Origin of the sequence: Nostoc punctiforme PCC 73102 (assembly GCF_000020025.1) — a bacterium.
GTDB classification, from domain to species: Bacteria; Cyanobacteriota; Cyanobacteriia; order Cyanobacteriales; family Nostocaceae; genus Nostoc; species Nostoc punctiforme.
In genome coordinates this window covers 2,074,405-2,099,364 of the sequence record NC_010628.1, presented here as the reverse complement: position 1 = coordinate 2,099,364, position 24,960 = coordinate 2,074,405, and the positions used below count along the sequence as shown (strand labels likewise).

Annotated in this window: 22 protein-coding genes; 18 read left to right on the top strand and 4 right to left on the bottom strand. The window is 42.7% G+C overall.

Features of this window, described 5'->3' with window-relative positions:
* Window positions 1-244 precede the first annotated feature (244 nt).
* On the bottom strand, window positions 245-1,072 hold the full coding sequence (locus NPUN_RS08700) for a carbohydrate ABC transporter permease (protein WP_012408401.1): 828 nt from the start codon (window positions 1,070-1,072) through the stop codon (window positions 245-247).
* Between the two features lie 184 nt (window positions 1,073-1,256).
* Here NPUN_RS08700 and NPUN_RS08695 point away from each other — a divergent pair, with 184 nt between their 5' ends.
* The 5 genes from NPUN_RS08695 (at window position 1,257) to folE (ending at window position 6,086) form a co-directional block, all read left to right on the top strand.
* Window positions 1,257-1,955, top strand: coding sequence for an aldehyde oxygenase (deformylating) (locus NPUN_RS08695; RefSeq protein ID WP_012408400.1), 699 nt, complete (start codon window positions 1,257-1,259; stop codon window positions 1,953-1,955).
* Window positions 1,956-2,091: 136 nt separating this feature from the next.
* Window positions 2,092-3,111, top strand: coding sequence for a long-chain acyl-[acyl-carrier-protein] reductase (locus NPUN_RS08690; RefSeq protein WP_012408399.1), 1,020 nt, complete (start codon window positions 2,092-2,094; stop codon window positions 3,109-3,111).
* A 120-nt stretch (window positions 3,112-3,231) separates the two neighbouring features.
* Window positions 3,232-4,212: an acetyl-CoA carboxylase carboxyltransferase subunit alpha gene (locus tag NPUN_RS08685; protein ID WP_012408398.1), complete on the top strand. Its 981-nt coding sequence runs from the start codon at window positions 3,232-3,234 to the stop codon at window positions 4,210-4,212.
* Between the two features lie 355 nt (window positions 4,213-4,567).
* A complete protein-coding gene (locus tag NPUN_RS08680) occupies window positions 4,568-5,293 on the top strand; it encodes an SDR family oxidoreductase (RefSeq protein ID WP_012408397.1) in 726 nt (241 codons plus the stop codon).
* Between the two features lie 85 nt (window positions 5,294-5,378).
* Window positions 5,379-6,086 (top strand): GTP cyclohydrolase I FolE, encoded by a 708-nt coding sequence (gene folE / locus NPUN_RS08675; RefSeq protein ID WP_012408396.1) that lies wholly within the window; start codon window positions 5,379-5,381, stop codon window positions 6,084-6,086.
* 127 nt (window positions 6,087-6,213) lie between these two features.
* Here the strand turns inward: folE and NPUN_RS08670 are convergent, their stop codons facing one another.
* Entirely contained in the window at window positions 6,214-6,846 is a 633-nt protein-coding gene (locus NPUN_RS08670) for a phosphoribosylanthranilate isomerase (protein WP_012408395.1), read from the bottom strand.
* Window positions 6,847-6,957: 111 nt separating this feature from the next.
* On the opposite strand from NPUN_RS08670, the gene psaK (NPUN_RS08665) reads away from it, so the two are divergent.
* From psaK (NPUN_RS08665) to NPUN_RS08610, 10 genes are all read left to right on the top strand, one after another.
* Entirely contained in the window at window positions 6,958-7,212 is a 255-nt protein-coding gene (psaK, locus tag NPUN_RS08665) for a photosystem I reaction center subunit PsaK (protein WP_012408394.1), read from the top strand.
* Window positions 7,213-7,472: 260 nt separating this feature from the next.
* Window positions 7,473-7,751 (top strand): photosystem I reaction center subunit PsaK, encoded by a 279-nt coding sequence (psaK, locus tag NPUN_RS08660; RefSeq protein ID WP_012408393.1) that lies wholly within the window; start codon window positions 7,473-7,475, stop codon window positions 7,749-7,751.
* A gap of 273 nt (window positions 7,752-8,024) precedes the next feature.
* Window positions 8,025-9,221, top strand: coding sequence for a site-2 protease family protein (locus tag NPUN_RS08655; RefSeq protein WP_012408392.1), 1,197 nt, complete (start codon window positions 8,025-8,027; stop codon window positions 9,219-9,221).
* A 443-nt stretch (window positions 9,222-9,664) separates the two neighbouring features.
* Window positions 9,665-11,035 carry a ribosome biogenesis GTPase Der gene (gene der, locus NPUN_RS08650; protein WP_012408391.1) on the top strand — a complete coding sequence of 457 codons (1,371 nt, stop codon included), beginning with the start codon at window positions 9,665-9,667 and terminating at the stop codon, window positions 11,033-11,035.
* 168 nt (window positions 11,036-11,203) lie between these two features.
* A complete protein-coding gene (locus NPUN_RS08645; protein ID WP_012408390.1) occupies window positions 11,204-12,124 on the top strand; it encodes an energy-coupling factor transporter transmembrane component T family protein in 921 nt (306 codons plus the stop codon).
* A 1,071-nt stretch (window positions 12,125-13,195) separates the two neighbouring features.
* Window positions 13,196-13,474: a transcriptional coactivator PipX gene (pipX, locus tag NPUN_RS08630; RefSeq protein ID WP_012408389.1), complete on the top strand. Its 279-nt coding sequence runs from the start codon at window positions 13,196-13,198 to the stop codon at window positions 13,472-13,474.
* Window positions 13,471-14,139 (top strand): YggS family pyridoxal phosphate-dependent enzyme, encoded by a 669-nt coding sequence (locus NPUN_RS08625; protein ID WP_012408388.1) that lies wholly within the window; start codon window positions 13,471-13,473, stop codon window positions 14,137-14,139. The genes pipX and NPUN_RS08625 overlap by 4 nt, the downstream gene beginning before the upstream one ends.
* 382 nt (window positions 14,140-14,521) lie before the next feature.
* Entirely contained in the window at window positions 14,522-15,124 is a 603-nt protein-coding gene (locus NPUN_RS08620; RefSeq protein WP_012408387.1) for a cell division protein SepF, read from the top strand.
* Window positions 15,125-15,230: 106 nt separating this feature from the next.
* Complete coding sequence (proC, locus tag NPUN_RS08615; RefSeq protein ID WP_012408386.1) at window positions 15,231-16,049, top strand: pyrroline-5-carboxylate reductase; 819 nt, start codon at window positions 15,231-15,233, stop codon at window positions 16,047-16,049.
* Between the two features lie 134 nt (window positions 16,050-16,183).
* Window positions 16,184-18,859 (top strand): DEAD/DEAH box helicase, encoded by a 2,676-nt coding sequence (locus NPUN_RS08610; RefSeq protein ID WP_012408385.1) that lies wholly within the window; start codon window positions 16,184-16,186, stop codon window positions 18,857-18,859.
* Between the two features lie 245 nt (window positions 18,860-19,104).
* Here NPUN_RS08610 and NPUN_RS08605 read toward each other — a convergent pair whose 3' ends face one another.
* The gene (locus NPUN_RS08605) at window positions 19,105-19,488 is read right to left on the bottom strand and encodes a hypothetical protein (protein ID WP_012408384.1); all 384 of its coding nucleotides are present in this window, start codon (window positions 19,486-19,488) and stop codon (window positions 19,105-19,107) included.
* A gap of 454 nt (window positions 19,489-19,942) precedes the next feature.
* Here NPUN_RS08605 and NPUN_RS08600 point away from each other — a divergent pair, with 454 nt between their 5' ends.
* From NPUN_RS08600 to NPUN_RS08590, 3 genes are all read left to right on the top strand, one after another.
* Window positions 19,943-21,937 (top strand): heavy metal translocating P-type ATPase, encoded by a 1,995-nt coding sequence (locus NPUN_RS08600; protein ID WP_012408383.1) that lies wholly within the window; start codon window positions 19,943-19,945, stop codon window positions 21,935-21,937.
* Between the two features lie 95 nt (window positions 21,938-22,032).
* A complete protein-coding gene (locus NPUN_RS08595; protein WP_012408382.1) occupies window positions 22,033-22,737 on the top strand; it encodes a hypothetical protein in 705 nt (234 codons plus the stop codon).
* Between the two features lie 148 nt (window positions 22,738-22,885).
* On the top strand, window positions 22,886-23,134 hold the full coding sequence (locus tag NPUN_RS08590) for a hypothetical protein (protein WP_041565279.1): 249 nt from the start codon (window positions 22,886-22,888) through the stop codon (window positions 23,132-23,134).
* 360 nt (window positions 23,135-23,494) lie between these two features.
* On the opposite strand, the gene NPUN_RS08585 is transcribed toward NPUN_RS08590, so the two are convergent.
* Window positions 23,495-24,583 (bottom strand): aromatic ring-hydroxylating dioxygenase subunit alpha, encoded by a 1,089-nt coding sequence (locus tag NPUN_RS08585; protein ID WP_012408380.1) that lies wholly within the window; start codon window positions 24,581-24,583, stop codon window positions 23,495-23,497.
* Window positions 24,584-24,960 lie beyond the last annotated feature (377 nt).

The window sequence follows — 24,960 nt, the reverse complement described above, 5'->3', positions numbered from 1 at the left end:
AGAATTACGTTTAATGTTACAAAACTTCATGTTTTACTGCCGGATGTACTTCAAGCATTGATGAACCATGAGAGCGTACAACTTTGGCTACTTTTCTATTTAGGTACTGAGTATGACAGAAAGCATCCCTTTACTGCGGAACGCTATACTTAGCTTACTTAAGAGAAGAAGTACAGTAAGTTATGCCAATGCACCAACAGGTTAAACATAAGATGGGCTTCCACTCGCCGCCAGCCTCCCCTACTCAATTCTTAATTCCCGTCGCAGCAATACCCTGAATAAACTGACGCTGACCAATAAGAAATAATACCATTACTGGAACTGTCGCTATTGTCACCGCCGCCATCATCAAGGGCCAATTATTCGTAAATTGCTCTTGAAACTCTGCCAACGCCAATTGCACCGTCCTTAATTCTGGTCGTGTCGTAAACACCAGAGGCTTAAACAAATCATTCCATTCGCCGATGAAGGTGAACAAAAACAGGGTTACTAAGGCCGGACGGGCTAAAGGTAACATTACCCGCCACAATATTTGTAATCTGGTTGCCCCATCTATGGCTGCGGCTTCTTCTAACTCTACGGGAATTGTCTGGAAATACTGACGTAATAAGAAAATCCCAAACCCATTGACAGCAGTGGGTAAAATGAGCGCCCAGTATGTATTTATCAGGTGTCCCCACTTCAAAACCAAAAAGATGGGAATCACCAATAACTGAAAGGGAATCACCAAAGTTGCTAAAACAACCAATAGCAGTGCTTGCCGCCCCCGAAACTTCAGCCGTGCTAAGGCGTAACCAGCCAAAGCAGAAGTGACAATCTGAAACGCCGTCACAGCGATCGCTACCAAGGTAGAATTAGCAAACGCCAGCAAAAATTTTCCCTGTTGCCATGCAACGCGGTAATTAGCTAAAGACCAGTTATTTTTAGACAAATTTTCTGGGCTGGCGGCTGTCGATGCAAAGGAGGTGAGAAAAACCACAAATAGCGGTAGTAAAACGATAAATGCCCCTAGCAGTAAGATTACTAGGCTCAAAAAATCACCAGATTTCAGATTCGGGTTTGGTTTAGACATAAATAACTTGAACCGCAAAGCATTTATTTCGCTAGTACTAGAGCATTGCCCCCAGCAACCATTAATCTATAAACATAGTCTACTTGTTAAGTTAAATTAAACCACAGAGATTGTTACCCTCAGTTCATAGGGTAAATTGAATCCTGGTGTCAAATAATTCAGGTTTACAGGAGTAAACATAACCATGCAGCAGCTTACAGACCAATCTAAAGAATTAGATTTCAAGAGCGAAACATACAAAGATGCTTATAGCCGGATTAATGCGATCGTGATTGAAGGGGAACAAGAAGCCCATGAAAATTACATCACACTAGCCCAACTGCTGCCAGAATCTCATGATGAATTGATTCGCCTATCCAAGATGGAAAGCCGCCATAAGAAAGGATTTGAAGCTTGTGGGCGCAATTTAGCTGTTACCCCAGATTTGCAATTTGCCAAAGAGTTTTTCTCCGGCCTACACCAAAATTTTCAAACAGCTGCCGCAGAAGGGAAAGTGGTTACTTGTCTGTTGATTCAGTCTTTAATTATTGAATGTTTTGCGATCGCAGCATATAACATTTACATCCCCGTTGCCGACGATTTCGCCCGTAAAATTACTGAAGGAGTAGTTAAAGAAGAATACAGCCACCTCAATTTTGGAGAAGTTTGGTTGAAAGAACACTTTGCAGAATCCAAAGCTGAACTTGAACTTGCAAATCGCCAGAACCTACCCATCGTCTGGAAAATGCTCAACCAAGTAGAAGGTGATGCCCACACAATGGCAATGGAAAAAGATGCTTTGGTAGAAGACTTCATGATTCAGTATGGTGAAGCATTGAGTAACATTGGTTTTTCGACTCGCGATATTATGCGCTTGTCAGCCTACGGACTCATAGGTGCTTAAAAAAGTACCGAGTAACGAGTGCTGAGTGCTGAGTAGTTTAAATTCAGAACTCAGAACTCCTAACTCACAACTCCTAACTCCTAACTCTCCTAAATTCCCCCCGCGCTCAAGATAGCATAAGCCTAATAATCACTACATGTTTGGTCTAATTGGACATCTGACTAGTTTAGAACACGCTCAAGCCGTAGCCCAAGAATTGGGATACCCAGAATATGCCGATCAAGGGCTAGACTTTTGGTGCAGCGCCCCGCCGCAAATTGTCGATAGTATTATTGTCACCAGTGTTACTGGGCAACAAATTGAAGGACGATATGTAGAATCTTGCTTTTTGCCGGAAATGCTAGCTAGTCGCCGCATCAAAGCCGCAACACGGAAAATCCTCAACGCTATGGCCCATGCACAGAAGCACGGCATTAACATCACAGCTTTAGGCGGATTTTCCTCGATTATTTTTGAAAACTTTAAGTTAGAGCAGTTTAGCCAAGTCCGAAATATCAAGCTAGAGTTTGAACGCTTCACCACAGGAAACACGCATACTGCCTACATTATTTGTAAGCAGGTGGAAGAAGCATCCAAACAACTGGGAATTAATCTATCAAACGCGACTGTTGCGGTATGTGGAGCAACTGGGGATATTGGTAGTGCCGTTACACGCTGGCTAGATGCGAGAACAGATGTCCAAGAACTCCTGCTAATCGCCCGCGATCAAGAACGTCTCAAAGAGTTGCAAGGCGAACTGGGGCGGGGGAAAATCATGGGTTTGACAGAAGCACTACCCCAAGCCGATGTTGTAGTTTGGGTTGCTAGTATGCCCAGAGGCGTGGAAATTGACCCCACCACTTTGAAACAACCCTGTTTGTTGATTGATGGTGGCTATCCTAAAAACTTAGCAACAAAAATTCAATATCCTGGCGTACACGTGTTAAATGGTGGGATTGTAGAGCATTCCCTGGATATTGACTGGAAAATTATGAAAATAGTCAATATGGACGTGCCAGCCCGTCAGTTGTTTGCCTGTTTTGCCGAATCAATGCTACTGGAATTTGAGAAGTTATACACGAACTTTTCGTGGGGACGGAATCAGATTACCGTAGATAAAATGGAGCAGATTGGCCGGGTGTCAGTAAAACATGGATTTAGACCGTTGTTGGTTTAGTCATTAGTCATTTGTCCTTGGTCATTAGTCATTTGTTATTTGCAAAGGACAAAGGACAAAGGACAAAGGACAAAAGGCAAAGGATAAATAACTTATAACTCGTAATTGATAAACCCTACGATGGCAACTACCGAGCGTAAACCGCTACTGTTAGATTTTGAAAAGCCCCTAGCAGAACTTGCAACCCGAATCGATCAAATTCGGCAACTTGCAGAAGAAAATGGTGTCGATGTTTCTGGTCAAATTCGTCAACTAGAAGCACGCGCCATGCAACTACGTGAGGAAATTTTTACTAGTCTATCGCCTTCCCAGCGATTGCAAGTCGCTCGTCATCCGCGTCGCCCCAGTACTCTCGATTACATTCAGGCTATTAGTGATGAATGGATGGAATTGCATGGCGATCGCTGTGGTGGTGACGATCCGGCTTTAGTTGGTGGTATCGGTCGTCTGAGTGGACAACCTGTGGTGATGTTAGGTCATCAAAAAGGTCGCGATACCAAAGACAATATTGCCCGTAACTTTGGAATGCCTTACCCTGGCGGCTACCGCAAAGCTATGCGGTTGATGGAACACGCTAACAAGTTTAGTATGCCCATACTAACTTTTATAGACACACCAGGGGCCTGGTCTGGAGTGGAAGCAGAACACCAAGGTCAAGGAGAAGCGATCGCTTACAACTTGCGGGAAATGTTTTGCTTAGATGTACCAATTATCTGCACAGTCATTGGTGAAGGTGGTTCTGGTGGCGCACTTGGTATTGGTGTAGGCGATCGCCTGCTCATGTTTGAACACTCCGTTTATACTGTCGCCACCCCCGAAGCCTGCGCCGCCATTTTGTGGAAAGATGCTGGTAAAGCTCCTCAAGCCGCCGTTGCACTGAAAATTATTTCCCACGATCTCAAAAGATTGGGAATTATCGACCAAATACTGCCTGAACCTACTGGTGGCGCTCATTCCGACCCTTTAAAAGCTGCTACCACGCTTAAGCAAGTGCTGCTAGAAAATTTGGACGAACTTAACCATTTAACTGCTCCAGAACGCCGCCAACTACGTTATGAAAAATTCCGTAAAATTGGTGTTTTTACAGAAGTTGCCCACTAAAACCACTGCATTAATGATGGATTAATAAAGCAGCAATGCTATAATTGCCTATGTGCTTAAAGATTTTTAACAATCTGGCCATAGGCATTTGTATGTTTGGCAAATCTACTCAATCAAATTGAGTAGCTTTTGTGTTATTGAGTAATCTAATTTGAGTGTACGGCGTGGTTTTCCAGGCGACGATTTGTTGTCTTCATTGGTAAAACTCACAATATGCCCACTATTGCACTGCATCATAGCAGTTGCTTAATGGAAATCATCAGATTTTTAGATTCCTTTAATCTATCTAAACCGATAAATGTGAATAATTGGGTGGTACTACGCTTTGGGAACTGCCAAAAAATTGGGAGACACCATGAATGTTGAGCAAAAACGACGCGCCCTGATTACTGGGGCCAGTAGTGGAATTGGGAAAGCAACGGCTTTAGCCTTTGCCAAAGCCGGAATAGATGTCGCCTTAGTCAGCCGTTCTTTGAATAAGTTAGAGGCGGTGGCAGAAGCTGTACAGCATACTGGGGTAGAAGCGAAAGCTTACGCTGTAGATTTAGCGCGGATCTTTGAAGTAAAAGAAAAAATCCAAGCGATCGCCCTTGATTTTGGTGATATAGACATTCTGGTAAACAGTGCGGGCCTTGCCTATACAGCCACTTTGAGCGAAACCCCTCTAGAAGGATGGCAACAGGTAATTGACTTGAATCTGACCAGCGTGTTTCAGTGCATTTTAGGAATTTTACCTTCAATGCGCGATCGGGGCACAGGCACAATTATCAACGTCGCTTCAATTGCCGCCAGGCAACCGTTTCCTGGTTGGGGAGCATACAGCGTCAGCAAAGCTGGTTTGATTGCCCTCTCTCAAACCCTGGCACAAGAAGAACGCACCCACGGCATTCGTGTCACAGCTATCTCTCCTGGCGCAGTCAATACCGAACTTTGGGACACAGAAACAGTCCATGTCAACTTAGACCGTTCTAAGATGTTAACCCCGGAAATAGTGGCTCAGTCAATTCTCCACACAGTTCTGTTACCACAACAGGCAGTTATTGACGAATTGACCCTGATGCCCAGTGCTGGCGCACTTTAATTTATCCTTTGTCATCAGTCCTTTGCAAATGACCAATGTACTAATGACTAATGACCAACTTTCAAACCATAACCAAGACTGAATCATGACTATCGCTAGTTCCAACGGTTCCAATTACTCTCAATCGCCTCTGATTCCAGACTTGGCAGATGCCATAACTCCTAGACCCGATCGCAATACGAATAACGGGCGACAAGCTGATGTGTTCCCGCCAAAAGAGGAACATATAGAGGAAATGAAGGATGCAGTGCGGAAAATAATATTGGGCGTTGGCGAAGATCCTGAACGCGAAGGACTCCTCAAAACACCAAAGCGAGTGGCCGAGGCAATGCGGTTTCTTACCAGTGGCTACAACCAATCCCTTGAAGAACTCGTTAACGATGCCATCTTTGATGAAGGGCATAACGAGATGGTACTAGTCCGAGATATTAATTTTTTTAGTCTGTGCGAACACCACATGCTGCCATTTATGGGTAGAGCGCACGTTGCTTATATCCCCAACCAAAAAGTTGTAGGACTGAGCAAACTGGCCCGCATTGTTGAGATGTATTCCCGTCGCTTGCAAGTCCAGGAGAGGTTAACCCGCCAAATTGCCGAAGCAATTCAGACAATTCTAGAACCTCGAGGCGTAGCCGTTGTGATGGAAGCTAGCCACATGTGTATGGTAATGCGAGGCGTACAGAAACCAGGTTCTTGGACTGTCACTAGCGCAATGGTTGGCGTGTTCCAAGAAGAGCATAAAACCCGCGAAGAATTTTTTAACTTGATTCGCCATCAACCAGCATTCTTTTAGGGAATGGGGAATGGGCATTGGGCATTGAAAAGAGACATAGGAGACAAGGAAGAGGGGGTAGACAAGGGAGAAACTTGAATAATTCTCCCCTTGTCCTCCCTGTCCTCCTACTCCCTTCCCCCACTCCCTACTCCCTACTCCCCAATTTCTCGAACAACTTGCTTACTTTATCTAAATCCTTATCTCCAGGTGCGCGTTCCACACCACTAGATAAATCAACGCCACTAGGACTAACCTGACTTAAAGCTTCCACAATATTATCTGCTGTTAATCCCCCAGCTAAAAACCAAGGGCAATTGGGGTTAAATTGCTCTAATATTTTCCAATCTAAGGTTTTACCTGTACCACCAAGTTGTTCGGGATGGTAGGCATCCAGTAGTAAAGTATCTACGTATTTTGTGTAATCAGCCGCCGTGCCCAGATGCTCAAGACTGCGAATTCTAAGTGCTTTAATAATTTCGACATTTGGTAAAGCTTGGCGTAATTGGTAGCAAAAATCTGGTAACTCATCACCGTGTAACTGAACCCCCGTCAACCCAGAATCAACAACTATCTGGCTGATTTCAACAATACTAGAGTTGGCAAAAACTCCAATTGTGTCAATATCTGCCGGGAGTTCTGCCACTGCTGCCCGAATTTGGGATGTAGTCACGTAGCGAGGTGAGTTTGGTACACAAATAAATCCTAGCGCTGTTGCGCCCAGAGAAGCGATCGCTATAGACTGCTGTGGTTGAGTGATGCCGCAAATTTTAACGCGCATGAAAATTTAACAAATCTAAAATAATTATCAAAAAACTCTAAACTATCCGAAAAACTTTTGTACCTTGGTAATTTTATAATTTTGTAGGTCTACATTTTAGGAGACAAAAGCTTGATTTCCTCTATTTTACTAGCAGCAGCTGCAACTGTTCCCGCCACACCTGCGTGGAATCCTACAGTAGGCATCATCATCAGCATCAGTAGCTTGGTAGTTCTTTTACTAAGTACTAGGATTGAAAAACCCCTAGTTGGCCCCAAGCTCCCTATCCTGCCGGTCAGCATTCCTACATTTGTTGGTGCGATGGCTTTCGGTCATATTATCGGCATTGGTATCGTTTTAGGACTGACTAACATCGGTCGTCTGTAGTTTTGCGATGATGTGGCGTTGCTTTTAACGCTGCGATCAATACAAAATTCCTCAAAACGATTTTAGTTCTTTCTCCAGCAAGATAACTCATAAGCATCAGCCAACCTCCGTGTAGTAAGCCTAACTAAGGGGGGAGGCATTAACCTTCCCCTTGAGGGACGCTGCAACTACTTCATCAGAGGAGGATTTATATGGTTTTAGAGACGGGATTAATCCCCTCTGTAAGGCTTATTTAGTTAATTCATGCAGGAGAAAGAACTATGATGTCATCAATTTTATTAGCAGCCCAAGCCACTTTACCCAAAACTGGCACAGAATGGAACTTGACTGAAGCTGGAATTATTACTGGCGCTTGTTTATTATGTCTTTTGATTATTCCTCGGACAATTCGCTATCCTCACGTTGGACCTAAGATGCCTTTGCCCTTTCCGTCGCTGTTCAATAATCCCAGTGCTGCTACATTCCTCGCCGCAATGAGCGCCGGCCACCTGATCGGCACTGGTACCGTCTTAGGATTGAGTAATCTCGGCATTATCTAAATTTTATTTTTTCCACATAACACACTCAAAAAGCAGCGCAGGGAAGTAGGGAAGAAGCAAGGAGAAGAGCTTTTTCCCTCTGCAAGAGCAGCCCCCGCCCCTTTGCCTCTTTTCAATGCCCAATGTCCAACAGGCATTAATTGTCTATTCTAGAAATAAGAGCATTTTGGAACTCGGCACTACCAAATTGATGCTCAGATATATACGTGTAAGTATATACGCAAGTATTGCTGTATAGGAACTACTGGCGATATCTAGTTTTAGGACAATGTAATGCAAACAAATTGGAAAATTGGGTCTTTATTTGGAATTCCCCTGTTTTTAGACCCGTTATGGTTTGTGATTTTAGGGTTGGCAACCCTTAACTTTGGGGTAGCTTACCAGGAATGGGGGACTGCTATAGCTTGGAGTGCTGGAATCGTTATGGCACTGCTGCTATTTGGTTCGGTGTTGCTACATGAGTTGGGTCACAGCTTGGTAGCCCGATCGCAAGGTATTAAAGTTAATTCAATTACTCTGTTTCTGTTTGGCGGGATTGCTGCTATTGAAGAAGAATCTAAAACTCCTTTCAAAGCTTTTCAAGTAGCGATCGCTGGGCCATTGGTGAGTATCATACTATTTTTCCTGCTCAGCCTGGGAGTTCTTGTAATACCTGATACTAGCCCACTCAGTATCATGGTTGGAGATTTGGCGAGAATTAACTTGGTGGTGGCACTATTTAACATGATTCCTGGTTTACCTCTAGATGGAGGGCAAGTGTTAAAAGCAGCACTATGGCAAATAACAGGTAATCGTTTTCAAGCCGTACACTGGGCTGCTAGGGCTGGACAAATTTTGGGTTATGGTGCGATCGCTTTAGGATTTGTTGTAGATTTCTTGACAAGGGAGTTAGCACTTGGTTTGTGGATTGCGCTGTTAGGTTGGTTTGCTGTCCGCAACGCTAACACCTATGACAACATGACTACGTTGCAGGAAAGCCTACTTAAAGTGGTGGCGGCTGATGCGATGACTCGTGACTTTCGGGTTATCGATGCTGACCAGACACTGCGCTCCTTTGCCGATTTATACTTGTTGGAAACCGCTCTTTCACAAGTTTATTTTGCTGCTTCTGATGGACGTTACCGAGGTTTGGTTTCCATTGACGATTTTCGTCTAACCCAAAGGAGTGAATGGGAAACCCAAACCTTACACAGCATTGTGCATCCCCTAACAGAAATACCCACTGTTGCTGAAGCAACAACCATAGCTGAGGTAATTAACAAGCTGGAAAATGAGCAGTTACCTCGAATTACCGTACTTTCTCCTGCCGGTGCTGTAGCTGGTGTAATTGACCGGGGAGATATTGTGCGAACATTGGCGCAAAAGTTAAATTTACGGCTCACAGACGCAGAAATCAAGCGGATAAAAGAAGAAGGTAGCTATCCGCCTGGGTTGCAACTGGGAGTAATAGCGAAGTCAATTGCAAATTAAACGTCATATCCTTGTCATAGTTTTGCAATAGATTTGTCAAAAGCTTGTGTGATATTGAATTTGGTATTTGGTTACAAAATGCTTTTTTTGGGTAAAAGGTAGGGTTTCCTACCTTTTTTATTTTTTCAACTAACTTGAATTATAGAAACCTCTCCCAATACGGTTCGGTTAAAGGGAAAAAGGCAAAGGTTTTGAATACATCCTTTACCCTTTACCCAGACCACAAGGAAAGTGAAAATGCTTATCCGAACCGTACTGAAACTTCTGCCTGCCTTGAACTTTAGTTCAAGTATTTCCTTTGCAGACTTTGATAGGGACGGTTTGACTGCGTAAAACCAGGGAGAGGTTTCTTTGTCATCGCCTCAGATTATGGGAAAATTAAAACTTAAAGTGAGTAAAATGTAAGTACATGATATACTACGTCTCTCACTTACCCTGGTTTTATGGCACTGCCAATTGTTGCAATTATCGGACGCCCAAATGTGGGCAAATCCACCCTGGTTAATCGACTCGCCGGGGAACAAACGGCGATTGTCCATGATGAACCGGGAGTGACACGCGATCGCACTTACATGCCAGCTTTCTGGAATGGTCGCGAATTTTTAGTCGTAGACACTGGTGGTTTAGTCTTTAATGATGATACCGAATTTTTACCACTAATTCGCCAGCAGGCAATGACGGCCTTAGCAGAAGCTTGTGCCGCAATTTTTGTTGTAGATGGTCAAACAGGCCCCACATCGGCAGACCAAGAAATCGCCGAATGGATGCGTCAACAACGCGTACCTGTCCTACTAGCTGTAAATAAATGTGAATCTCCAGACCAAGGTTTAATGCAAGCTGCCGAGTTTTGGGAATTGGGATTGGGTGAACCTTACCCCATCTCCGCAATTCATGGTAGTGGTACAGGAGAGTTACTCGACGAGTTAGTTAATCACATCCCTGCTGTTGAAGACATCCCAGAAACTAATGAAATCAAAGTAGCAATTGTGGGCCGCCCAAATGTGGGCAAATCGAGCTTACTCAATGCTTTTGTTGGCGAAGAGAGAGCAATTGTCAGCCCAATTTCTGGCACCACCCGCGACGCTATTGATACCGTCATTGAACGAGACGGACAAACCTACCGGTTGATTGACACCGCTGGTATTCGCAAAAAGAAACATATAGAATACGGCACAGAATTTTTTAGTATTAACCGTGCTTTCAAAGCGATTCGTCGCGCTGACGTGGTTTTATTAGTACTAGATGCTGTAGATGGAGTCACAGAGCAAGACCAAAAATTAGCTGGGCGGATTATCGAAGAAGGTCGAGCTTGCATCATCGTCGTTAATAAGTGGGATGCTGTCGAAAAAGACTCTTACACAATCTACGATTACGAAAAAACTCTGCAATCACGGTTACATTTTACCGAATGGGCAGAAACAATTTTTGTGAGTGCCTTGTCGGGACAACGGGTAGAAAAAATTCTAGAGTTGGTGAAAACGGCGGCTGAATCACACAAACGGCGTGTCAGCACATCAGTTATTAATGAAGTCTTAACAGATGCCGTTAGCTGGCATTCACCGCCAGCATCCCGTGGTGGTCGTCAGGGCAAGATTTATTATGGTACACAAGTAAGTAGCCAGCCACCAACGATCGCACTATTTGTCAATGATTCCAAACGCTTCAACGACAACTACCGCCGATACATTGAACGTCAATTCCGGCAACAGCTAGGATTTAAAGGCACGCCAATTATTTTACTGTGGCGCAGTAAAAAAGTCCGGGATGCCGAAATTGGTAATGTTAATAGAGCAACTCGCGTCAAATTAAGTTAGGAGACGCGATGAATCGCATCTGTACAAGAGTTATGAGTTAAAGTCAAAATTGCTTGCTAACTATACAACCCTATCGACTAGAGTTTGATAGCGGCAGAAGGTGAAAGTTATGAGTTTAAGTCGAAACTCATAACTCCTTACTCCTAACTCCTTACTTTTAACTCTAAAATGGATTTATTGCGATCGCTGCCACTTGGACTTTATTTAGAACAACCCCAAACTTGGCTGCATAAAATCGATCCGCGAGTCAAGTTCGCCTGGTTGATGAGCTTTTTAACAAGCTATGTTTTGGCTAACAACTTTTGGCGGGTGCTGCTGGTGGTGCTATTGATTATTGCCACCTTGATTGCTAGGATTCCCCGGCGAGTATGGCAGCAACAAATGGGCTGGCTATTAATGCTATCGTTTTTTGTCTTAGCGATCGGAGCCATCAGTCCTGATGGAATGGGTGTAGATTATCAGCCACGCCTGCCAGCTAATGAACAAATATTAACCCAGCAACCATTTTCCAAGAATATTGTTCCAGAGCAAGCAAGTAATAACAAAAAATACAACTATGTGCTATTGCAGAAAGGGCCAGTCAAAGTAACTCGCCGCTCCTTGGATTTGGCAGTACGGCTGAGTACAATTATATTTACCGTAATTTACAGCACCAACCTCTATCTGCTAACAACCGCACCAGAAGAAATCACATCTGGCATAGAAAGCTTAATGCAACCCCTACGACGCTTCAAATTGCCTGTCACAGAAATTGCTTTAACTTTAACCTTGTCCTTGCGCTTTATTCCTCTAGTTTTAGAAGAAGTGCAGAACTTATTTCGCTCTGTGATGACAAGGGCAATTAATTGGAAAAAGCTGGGATTGAAAGGAGGCTTCAAAGTTTGGATGACAGTCGCAGAGAGATTGTTAGAAAATCTGCTCTTACGAGCCGATCAAATGGCGAATGCAATGATGGTGCGGGGTTTTACCAGTCCCAACGAGCATCGAGTGCAGTGGCACGACTTACGATTCAAAGGGCGTGACTGGCTTGCTATTGCAACTTTAATTGTATTCTGGGGAATACGGCTAGCTATAGGAACTCAGGTCTAATTTTGCACCCAGAAAATGGTAAAAGGTAGTATTTTCTTTTCCTACTTTACGCGATGTGCAACTTCTTCTTAGAACCCCACTTCCATTCTTCTCCCATACAATACTTTTTGGGTAAGGGGTAAGGGGTAAAGGGAAAGGGTTTGAATTTACCTTTCCCCCAAGCCCAGTAACCTTTCTCCAGCCCAAAAGAGAGATGGTTGGGTTTATCCGAAAAGTATTGCTCCCCCATAGGGAGGCTTTGATTCTTGCTCCCCAACGCTAGTAGGGAAGGAGGCTGGGGGTTAGGTTTGGAAGAAAGTTGCACACGGCTTTACTTTCCCATCTCCCCTTCACAGGCGCTTGATTAGGTTGTCTAGACTACGATGTGGTATGGAAAATTGAACAGTTATCTCGCCAGAAAATTGATCCCATACCATTTTCTGTAGATTTTTAATATGAATCAGATTATTTTGCTGTTTTAAATCGCGTACAAAAAGTTTTTGGCTAGCTGCCAGTGATGCAAGTGGGTGCGGGAATCGTCGCAGACAACGATCCTGAATAAAGAATGGTATGAATCTCTGCACATAGCCCAGGCACAATTGACAGCGCTGAATAGGGAATGGGAATAGTTTTCTTTTTAAGTCCCCAATTCCCACTTCCCACTTAAGATTAGCTATTTTGTGCCATTTAGCAATAGTTGTGGCAGTATGGAAAGAAGTTGAAAAGTTCGCTGTTGCCGTTGGGAGCTTCAAAGGGTGTTTTCCCTTGCTACGTCGAACTTTTAACAAGAAGATCGGGACTATATTGTACCTTGTCCTTACAAATTGGTAAATTGAAGTCACCAAAGCAGATGGTGATGTTTCTCAACCAGCCTCTACTCTCTGAATCCACGCTTTGCGGCTTCTGTTGTACCATTTCGCTTCACTACCACTAGCTTCATCTGCCAATTAGAAACTAGATCAAGGTCTTCGTAACCGCAGTTTTGCATTTTAAGCAAATATTCTGACGAATGTTGGTATTATCGTCTGAATGTTTGTAATTCACTGCGAAAAGATATATATACTCCCACCTTGACTACACCTTGACTCTTAAATGAATCCAGAAAACGCAGAAACTTACATAAACCATCCAACTTGGGGTTTACTCTACAAAATCTGTATGGTTGATGAAACCCAGGATTTGTTCACCACACTTTATGCCCAGCGCCTGTTTTTTTTGGTCGCAAATGACGTTAAAGGTGTTAAATTCCAGCCCATAGGACGAACTGAGGCGAGAATGATGTTGGAAAATCGCTTGCGTACTCTGCGGCGCAGTGGACATTCTCAGGAGTACGATCAACTTCAAAGTGTTTTCCAACGCACCTTCCAATGAACAGTTCGATTTCCGAACGTATTGTTTCCATTCGTTCCTCCCTGCCAACTTCAGTCAAATTGATTGCTGTGAGCAAACAAGTTCCTGTCGAGGCCATTCGGTTTGCATACTCCGCAGGAATTCGTGATTTTGCGGAGAGTCGCATCCAAGAAGCTGCCAGTAAACAAGCCGAGTTGCACGACTTACCGGATATTACCTGGCACTTTATTGGACATTTGCAAAGCAATAAAGCCAAAAAAGCCATCGAACAATTCCCTTGGATTCACTCTGTGGATAATTTGAAGCTGGCACAACGCTTAGATCAATTAGCCCAACAGCTAAGAGTGAGTCCCCAGGTTTGCCTGCAAGTGAAAATTCTCCCCGATCCCAACAAGTCTGGTTGGAGTGTGCCAGAACTTTTGGCTGATTTACCCACACTCGATCAATACAAAAATTTACAAATTCAAGGTTTGATGACAATTCCACCTTCAGGATTAAACAATCCCGAAATTTTGAATGTATTTAATCTCAATCGTGAGCTAGCAAAGAAAATCCAGGAGCAAAACTGGTCGCACATTAAAATGCAGCAACTATCTATGGGTATGTCAGGCGACTACGAACTGGCAGTGCAAGCAGGCGCAACGATGGTACGATTAGGAACAATATTGTTTGGCGATCGCTCTTAGCCCTCGAACGTCAGCTTTCCAGGTCAGTATTAATAGAGATCAGGATTTGATGACAAGAATTTTGTCAGAGACTGGTGCAATTAGAAACAAAGGATATAGTATTGACAAGAGCAATCGCCAAGGGAAAATGGGGTAAAAAGAGCTTTCCTTCGGATAAACCTTAGGATATAATCTTGACTCATTATTATGTTTAGGCGATGCACAGACCTTTCCAATAAGTGTCAGTTCATCGCCAAAACCCGTAGTATGGGCTACAAATAGCAATATACTTGCTGAAGTATCCACCCATGTAGCGTAGTTTACTACCGTAGGCATCGCTCCTATCTCAATAAATCCTAAGCCAAGTCAATACGGCTATTCGCACCAGGAGAGTACACACACAATGAACAACATCTTTTCCAAACTCAGAGACTTTGTAGGTCTAAATGAGCAAGTGGAATACGAATATTACGAAGAAGAACCAGAAACAGATAATAATTACCAAAATCTGTATCAGCAAGAAAATCCCCAACCCCCAGCCCCACAAGAGAGCGCAACCGCTCAGAATCGACGCTGGCGGGAACCAGTGCCTACAATGGGAGATGATATCGCAGCAGGTTCAAAGCCAATGGGGAATGTGATTGGTATGCCAGGAGCAATTAACGGAATTTCGGAAGTTTTAGTCCTCGAACCACGCACCTTTGAAGAAATGCCCCAGGCAATTCAAGCGTTGCGAGAACGGAAGTCAGTGGTATTAAATCTGACAATCATGGATCCAGACCAAGCTCAACGAGCAGTAGATTTTGTTGCAGGTGGTACTTACGCACTAGATGGACATCAAGAGCGCATCGGTGAGAGCATCTTCTTGTTTACACCAAGCTGTGTCCAAGTTAGCACCCAAGGTGGCGTTCTTCATGAAGTACCACAACCGCCAGCACGTCCTTCTCGTCCTACAGGTTCTCCAAATCAAACCTGGGGCAACGAAACTAACCGGATGGCACAATAGAGTTAAATTAGTTGTTAGTCCTTTGTCCTTTGTCATTTATCTCGGGTTTTAATCGTAGTGACAAATGACAAACGACAGAGGACTAATGACAAATGACTAACGATCAATGACTATAAAATTTGGTTTAATTGGTGGTGGGGTAATGGGAGAAGCGCTCTTATCCCGCCTTATCGCGCGTGGAATTTATCAATCATCAGAAGTCATAGTTAGCGAACCGCTACCTTCACGTCTAGATTTTTTGCAACAGCAATACGGTGTTTCTGTGACGACAGATAATAGTGAGGTTTTCACCCAAGCCAAAGAAGTTGTCTTTTTGGCAGTGAAACCGCAGGTGTTCAGCGCGATCGCACAAGAATTAGCAGATATTGATATTATTAATAGAGAACAATCACCCTTGATAATTTCCATATTGGCGGGTGTGCCCTTAAATCAGCTAGAAGCTGCATTTGTGCAATTGCCAGTTATCAGAGCAATGCCCAACACTCCAGCCACTGTGGGAGCAGGAATTACCGCCATTTGTTTAGGTGCATATACTAATACCAAGCATCACCAAATAGCACAACAAGTTTTTTCTGCTGTGGGCGAAGTTGTGGAAGTCTCAGAAGGGTTGATGGATGCAGTCACAGGGCTATCTGGTAGCGGCCCCGCTTACGTGGCGCTGCTAGTAGAATCACTTGCTGATGGCGGAGTATCCGCAGGTTTACCTAGAGCAATTGCCAATCAATTAGCATTGCAAACCGTACTGGGAACAGCGAAACTGTTGTATGAAACCAAAATGCACCCAGCAGAACTTAAAGATCGCGTTACCAGTCCCGGTGGTACAACTATTGCCGGAATTGCCAAACTAGAACAGGCAGGATTTCGTTCAGCTTTAATTGAAGCAGTGAAAGCTGCCACAGAGCGATCGCAAGAACTGGGAAAATAATAAAGAGTTCTTTGTCATTCGTCCTTTATCCTTTGTGAAAAACTCATGACTAATGACTAATGACAAATGACCAATAACGAAGTTGACAAAAGACTCGTTAGTATAGTAAACAATCTGGTTGCAAATGTGATTGAGTGAATTATCCTGCGCCGTCTCCAGAACTTGACTTAGGGGCTATATTTCCCTTCGATCTGGATCAGTTTCAAAAAGATGCGATCGCGTCCCTAAACGCTGGACGCTCCGTAGTCGTGTGTGCGCCCACAGGTTCGGGCAAAACATTAGTCGGGGAATACGCCATTTATCGCGCCCTATCGCGAGGAAAACGTGTATTTTATACTACTCCCCTAAAGGCGCTGTCGAATCAAAAATTACGTGACTTTCGAGAAAAATTTGGGTTTGATCAAGTCGGACTGTTAACTGGAGATGCCTCCATTCACAGGGATGCACCGATTTTGGTGATGACCACAGAAATTTTCCGAAATATGCTCTATGGCACACCCATCGGGCAAGTCGGCATCTCATTAGTAGACGTGGAAGCGGTGATACTTGATGAGTGCCACTACATGAACGATCGCCAGCGCGGTACAGTTTGGGAAGAATCCATCATCTATTGTCCTCGGGAAGTGCAACTGGCAGCCCTCTCAGCAACGGTTGCCAACAGCGATCAACTCACCGATTGGTTAAATCGCGTTCACGGCCCAACAGACCTGATTTACTCCGATTTTCGCCCAGTTCCCTTGGAATTTCACTTTTGCAATCCCAAAGGGTTATTTCCCCTGTTGAATGATAGCAAAACCAAAATTAATCCCCGCCTTCTTCAAAAGAAGAAGAGAGGGGGAGAAAGGGACAGGGGAAGAAGTGGTAGACCGGAAGCTCCTGGCATAATTTATACTTTGAGCCAGTTAGAGCAACGGGATATGCTACCAGCAATTTATTTTATCTTCAGTCGCCGGGGATGTGATAAAGCGGTGGCAGAAGTGGGTGATTTATGGCTGGTAAATAATGAAGAATCCCAGATATTGCGGCAACAGATTGATGACTTTTTAGCCCGCAATCCCGAAGCTGGGCGTTCTGGACAAATTGCACCCCTATACCGAGGAATTGCTGCCCACCACGCCGGAATTTTGCCTGCTTGGAAAGCACTGGTAGAAGAACTATTTCAGCAAGGGCTGATTAAAGTAGTATTCGCCACGGAAACACTGGCCGCGGGAATTAATATGCCCGCTCGGACAACGGTAATTTCTACCCTTTCCAAGCGGACTGACACCGGACACCGCCTGTTAAATGCTTCCGAATTCTTGCAAATGGCGGGACGGGCAGGCCGTCGGGGGATGGATAAACAAGGTCATGTGGTGACAGTCCAAACTCCTTTTGAAGGAGCCAAAGAAGCGGCGTATTTGGGGACATCTAAGCCAGATCCCCTTGTAAGCCAGTTTACGCCCAGTTATGGCATGGTACTCAACTTGCTGCAAACCCATACCCTAGAGCAAACTAGGGAACTGATAGAGCGCAGTTTTGGGCAGTACATGGCCACCTTGCATTTAAGACCAGAATACGATGAGATTGCCGAACTGGAAAAACAATTAGCTCAACTACATGAGCAAATCGCCGCAGTTGATGAAAATGAACTGGCTATTTATGAAAAATTGCGGCAACGTCTGAAAGTAGAACGCCAGATATTGAAAACCCTGCAAGAGCAAGCACAGGAAGATAGACAAGAAGAATTGGGGATGATGTTGGACTTTGCAGTGTCAGGAACTCTGTTGAGTCTCAAAGGCAAAAACATCACAGTGTCTTCACCCGTAACCGCAGTGTTAGTGGGAAAATCGCCTGGTTCTGGTCAAGCTCCCTACTTGGTATGCTTGGGGCATGATAATCGCTGGTATGTGGCAACCACAGGGGATGTGGTCGATTTGTATGCAGAATTGCCGCGAATTGAGGTATCACCTGATGTACTACCACCCCCAGAGATGCCTTTGAAGCCAGGACAGTCACGCCGTGGTAACGAAGAAACCTTTGCGATCGCTACGCGTATTCCCAATCCGATAGAATCTTTGCATCTGGCACCAGAGGTAGCAGAACAACTCAGTCGCACTGCTGCCGTCCAAGAACAACTAGAAGCTCATCCCTTACATCAATCAGGCAATGCTGCCACGCTTTTCAAGCGTCGCGCCAAATACGTCGAACTAGAAGCCGAACTCGAACAGTTGCAAGGGCAAGTAGAGCAACAGTCACAACGTCATTGGGAAGAATTTCTCAATTTAATCTTAATTCTGCAACACTTTGGCGCTTTAGATAACTTAGTACCCACACAATTAGGGCGAATTGCTGCCGCCATTCGGGGTGAGAATGAATTGTGGTTGGGTTTAGTATTCGCTAGTGGTGAATTGGACAACTTAGATCCCCACCATTTAGCCGCCGCCGCCGCCGGTTTAGTGATGGAAACACCCCGTCCAGATAGCAAAGTTAACTTTGAGCTTAGTAATGAAGTGGCAGAAGCTTTAGCAAAATTGCGGGGAATTCGTCGCCAAATGTTCCAACTACAACGGCGGTATAACGTAGCGCTGCCTATATGGTTAGAGTTTGAGTTAATTGCCATAGTAGAACAATGGGCGCTCGGAATGGAGTGGACAGAACTCTGCGAAAACACCACCTTGGACGAAGGCGATGTGGTGAGAATTCTCCGCCGGACGTTGGATTTATTATCACAAATACCCCACGTTCCCCATCTGCCAGACTCTTTCCAGCGTAATGCTTATCGGGCGATGCAGTTGATTGATAGATTCCCTGTGAATGAGGTGGTTGAATAAACAGAATGCTCTGACGCACACAGAGTATTTGATAATTTATCTGCGTATTTTTCTCTCAGGACTTAGGCAAAAATAACTGCTGTTGGGGCAATTCATGAATTGCCCCAATAAGGAATTTAAATGTTACCCAAATAATAGTAGTGGTACGTAGTTAAAAATGCCTTTTTGGTTTTGTATATCTTCTATACGTGATTAATCACTTGTATCTAACAAAACTTATAGTCGCTATCAGCGCTATTGTAATGTTAGTAGACCAAGTTTCCAGTACCCCGCAACTGACGCAAAGAATTTACACATAATGGACAGTCGCAGCCAAATACCTTGATTGCCGCATCACTTTCTTCGTCAGTGAAATTCAACATGGCAACATTCTGATCTGATACTGATGTGACAATGGTTGAGGAACGTGCAGATGAAGTATACGGTACCTTTCTCTCTGAATCTCGAATGCACACAAAATCTGTTCCACCATGTGGGTTAGTGATACAGGTACGACCATCTTGTGTGTGCATCAATCGCTGTGTAATACTACCACTAGCATGGGCAGGATGAAATGCCACTAGCGTAGACATCATCGATACAAAGATTGAGGAAGTGGAAAGCAAATTCAGAAGAATTTTTTTGTTCATAGATTTCCTTGAGAAAATAGTCTACTAGCTTAGGGTATTCGATTCACTTTCAAACTTCAAGTGGGTTTCCCCTAAGAATAGCTAGCTTGACACTTGTTATTCAAGAAAGTTCCATATCTACCCAGTTTGATCGCAAAGTAGTTTTCATAGCAGAATTAAGCAGTCAAACAGGCTTAAAGTTTGCGGATCAAGACCTTTAAAATCTTATGCAGAGCAATCAATCGCTCACTACGAACAAAAATTATATCTTAGATTATTTTACAAAGTTGATAACTGCTATAGATACACTTACAAGATTATAAATCTTAATTTGAACCAAAAGATAGCATAAGTATTTAACAAAAAATCTGATATAGATTCTCATTCTTAAATTTTCAACTTGTAAAAACCTCCTTTTTTTATTACATTTGGAAAAAGGCTCAGATATTAAGTAATTTACTAGCCTCAATAAAAAATGAAGCAGAAAGTACATTCAGAATCTTCAGGTTGTTGTAACTGTGAACACGATCGTCATGAGAATCATAACCACGCTCGTAATCACACTCATGATGAGAACCATAACCATGACCACAATCACGATCGCGGTGGAGAATTCAATCTAAAAAATGAGCTATTGCCTTTGGTAGCAATTTTAAGTTTATATGTGCCTGGTGTAATTTTTGAAAATCAATTACATAATACATTCTACTCAATAGGTGAATATCTGCTTTTCATCCCTGCCTATTTATTGAGTGGATGGAGTGTTTTAAAAACTGCTGGGCGCAATATACTTAGAGGTAGATTATTTGACGAAACTTTTTTGATGACAGTAGCGACACTAGGGGCGCTCGCAATTCATAAATTGCCCGAAGCTGTCGGAGTCATGCTATTTTATAAAATTGGCGAATTATTCCAAGATATTGCTGTTAGTCGTTCCCGTAATTCTATCAAAGCCTTATTGGAAGTCCGCCCAGATTATGCAAATATCCAAATAGAGGGGGAACTAAAAAAAGTCCGCCCAGAAACAGTAAACATTGGAGATATTATCGTCGTCAAACCAGGGGAAAAGATTCCCTTAGATGGTGAGATTATAGATGGAAATTCGCAAGTTGATACATCTGCATTAACTGGAGAATCTGTACCGCGAATAGTGAGGCCGGGTGAAATAGTTTTGGCTGGAACGATCAATAAAATGGGTGTTCTTAGCATTAGAGTAACAAAACTATTTGATGACTCTGCGATTGCCAAGATTTTAGATTTGGTGCAAAATGCCAAAAGCAAAAAAGCAGAGACAGAAAAATTCATTACTAAATTTGCCCTATATTATACACCAATAGTAGTTTTTATATCTCTAGCAGTTGCTTTATTACCTCCTTTATTCATTTCTGGCGCAAGTTCTTCAGAATGGATTTATCGTGCCTTAATTTTGCTAGTTATTTCCTGTCCCTGTGGACTCGTTATCAGTATTCCGTTAGGTTACTTTGGAGGAGTGGGAGGTGCAGCTAGACGTGGTATTTTGGTTAAAGGCTCTACTTTTCTAGACACTCTAAATGCAGTCAATACAGTTGTGTTTGATAAAACTGGAACGTTAACTAAAGGCGTATTTAAAGTAGTAAAAATAGTAGCAGTAAATGGCTACAATGAAACAGAATTGCTGCAATTAGCTGCAAAAGTAGAATCGCACTCAAATCATCCCATTGCTCAATCTATCCTTAAGGCTTATGGGGGAAAGATTGATGAATTTGAGGTAAGAGATTATGAAGAGATTGCAGGCTATGGAATCAGAGCCAAGGTTGAAAATAGGGTAGTGATAGCGGGAAGCGATCGCCTACTACACACAGAGAATATTGCTCATGATAATTGCCAGTTAGAGGGAACAGTTGTTCATTTAGCAGTGGATAATATTTACGCTGGGTATATTGTCATTGCTGATGAACTGAAAGAAGATGCAAGACACGCTATTCAAGCACTCAAGCGAATGAGTGTAGAAAGAACAGTAATGTTGACTGGAGATAATCAAGCGATCGCTTCCCAAATTGCCAAACAGCTAGGCATAGATGCTTACGAAGCAGACTTATTACCAGAAGAAAAAGTTAATGCCATTGAGAAATTACTCAGCACCGCCGGCAAGCATAGTAAAGTTGCCTTTGTTGGGGATGGTATTAATGATGCACCAGTGATTGCTAGAGCCGATGTTGGGATGGCAATGGGTGGCTTAGGTTCAGATGCAGCTATTGAAACTGCTGATATTGTCATCATGACAGATGCGCCGTCAAAAGTGGCAGAAGCAATACAAATCGCCAGAAAAACAAGGCAAATTGTTTGGCAAAATATTGGGTTTGCGTTAGCAATTAAAGCTGTGTTTATTGGATTGGGTATTTTAGGTATAGCGACAATGTGGGAAGCTGTCTTTGCTGATGTTGGAGTAGCATTGCTGGCAATTTTAAATGCAACTAGAGCGATGAAATAAAATTTTTGGAAAATCGGGAATCTGTAATTGGTAAATTGTAGTACTTAAACTATGAGTACGTTTGACTCATATTTTACTACCCAAGAATAGAACCTATGAATTCATCAATCAAAGGCATTGCTACAGCTACTTTAGCTTTACTACTAAACTATTCAGCAAACCCAGTCTTTGCACTACCCCAGAAAATCAATCATCCAATTACTGTTGCTAAATCGCAACCATTAACAAACACCTTGATTGTTCCTGGCGAACGAGTGGGGCCAATAACACGCACAACCACCAAGCAAGATTTAGTGAAGCTGTTTGGTGCATCCCATCTCGTTGATAAAACCATTTCCGGTGCTGAAGGAATAGGGAGTTTCGCTGCTACTCAGGTAAATCTAAATCAGGGGCGATGTCTAACGACAAGCTGCTCCGCATCTACGCTCTTAGTAGTTTGGAGTGATAATACTCGTACTAAACCTCTAGATGTGCGTAACCTGGGTTCAGCTTGGAAAACCCGCGAAGGTATCGGTGTTGGAACCCCATTGAGCGAGTTACGCAAGAAGTTAGGTGACTTTAAACTCTATGGATTGGAATGGGACTACGGCGGTACAATTTTGTTGGATAGTAGTAAATTATCCCGTTATCAAGGCAAACTCATTTTACGAGTAAACGCTGCTCCCAATGCTTATGAAAAGTTCCCCAATGACTACCAAGCAGTGTTAGGGGATGGTACTTTTTCCTCCAGCGATCGCCATTGGAAACCTCTGGGAATCACACTTACAGAAATTATCGTTGTGCTGAACCCAGGTGAGTAGTGGTATGCTAAACATCAGTTTGCTTGCTAGGGCGTAGGAAAAATATGGAGGCAACTTTTTATGCTAAGTTTAGAGCTAGTAAATTACTGTGGTCAGTTAATAAAATATCGGGATGTTCCAATTAAGAATTGAGTCAAGATGCGTATAATTGCATCTAAGCAGTTATGGAGGAATTGCGATCGCAGTTGCATCGGGTAAGTTTGAGGAAAATGCGATTGCATTCTTCACCCACCGTATGACGAACCAAAGCTTTACCAACGGTAATACCTTACTCATTAGCGTAGATGCAGATTTACCTGTCACGCTCAAAGATGCAAGGGCTATAGTAAATATACTGCTTGATAGCGATCGCGCTGCCTATCTACCAGAAAAACTTACACTTGAGTCTGCATTGTAATCATAAGACTTATGTAAATATACAGTTATTTAGCGCATCTAAATTACGATTTTCTCACCCAGAAAACAAGGAAAATACAGATATTCAGCTAATTGGTGTTTGTTTATACTATTTCAAATTTTTGTAGTCGTTATACTCATAACTTAGGTTCTACCTGGGAATTAGGAAGTGGCTTTGCCACTTCTTTTTATTAATTTAGTAACCCAGTAAAAAATAAATTAAAAGTTAAAAGTAATTTCTTGAACTTTTAACTTTTATTAGCTGTTATATCATGTCCGTTTAATTGATCATAAAATAATTATTCTGTTAAGCTAAGGCTTTGTAAGCTTCAACAGAATTTTAGTCAATGTAGACATGATATTAGTCATTACTCGCTGTATCTTGCCATCTCTCACGCTTAGGCTTGCTCTCTACATCGCGCGATCGCGCTTCTTGCCAAGTCCCCCACATTAGAGATTGTTGCCTTTCAACATGGTTAATAAACTGCATGATTGACTGATCTGCTTTGATTGGAGTTTTTAAATCAAACTTAATTGTTTGGACAATCTTGATGTCATCCATGAGAAAGAATTTACCTGCAATCTTAGTCAGCCATAACACAACTCGATTGGATAACCAACCAAAAAATCCTTTACGTTTTTTAGTAATCAATAGGATTTGGCCTTCAGCTTTTCCACCTTCGTGCAGGCGAACTGCAAACATTGTGTGAATATGGAAGAAATCGGGGCCAAGCGTCACAATGCCAATGCTACCGTACCAATAGCAAATACTGATAGTTATGGCATTCTTGTAGAAAAGACGGATGAGTTTAATGAAAGATGAATTCTCTTTAATGTTTGTAGTGTTACTGAATATAATTGCATTTTCGTTCAATTCCTGTCTTTCAAAAATAATTTCTATTGGCAGTTTGTGGACTGTATTGACATGTTGAGTATCAATCGCATTAATCATCACCACATTGGGGTGACAGTTCATCAGAAAGGGAGAATGGATAGCGACATCACACTCTTTTTGTTCTAATTCGGGAATAAAAGGTAGGGGTTGTTGTGGTATTTCTCCAGTCCAAACCCAAATCATGCCGTACTTTTCAGCAGTAGGCCAAGTTTGTAACTTTAGGGAAGGTGGTGTATCTAAACATGGAATATCAATACACATCCCTTCAGCATCAAATTTCCAGTGGTGGAAGAAACAACGGAGTGCATTACCCTCAACTTTGCCTTCAGCAAGATGAGCGCCCATGTGGGGACAGTAAGCATCAAAGGTAGTTACTCTTCTGTCCTTACCACGGTAAATCACTAGTTCTCTGCCCAAAATAGTGACAGGTTTTACTTCACCCACCCGCAGATTTCGAGAGGGTATTACCCAATACCATCCTTCAATAAAACGCTCTGGATTATTGAAAGTTTTAGGTTTACGGATTGAGCTAGAAGTCTGCGAGTTGAGATTCATTTTTATGGTTTCACTTGAGGTGAAGCAGTTGATCTAGAAGTAACATGCGAACTCAAAAAAAACAGTTACTTTCAGTACTATGAGAAATAGTCACCCAAGAAACATTTGTGAAATTTAAAATAAAGTTTTTTGTCAATCAGTTAAAATACTCAAAATAGCCTTAATAATAATTTTGATAATATTGAGTTTCTCCAGAAATAGGGAGAATACTTAAAGTAATTAGTTTTATTATTTTTTTTAAACTGGAATAGAAAGGTTAGCCTAACTACACATATATTTATATTTCAGTTAAAGATAGCTCAAACTTTTACTATATTAAAAACGTCCTCTAATTATTAAAGATACAAAAGGGGTATAAGAACAAAGGTTATAAGGAA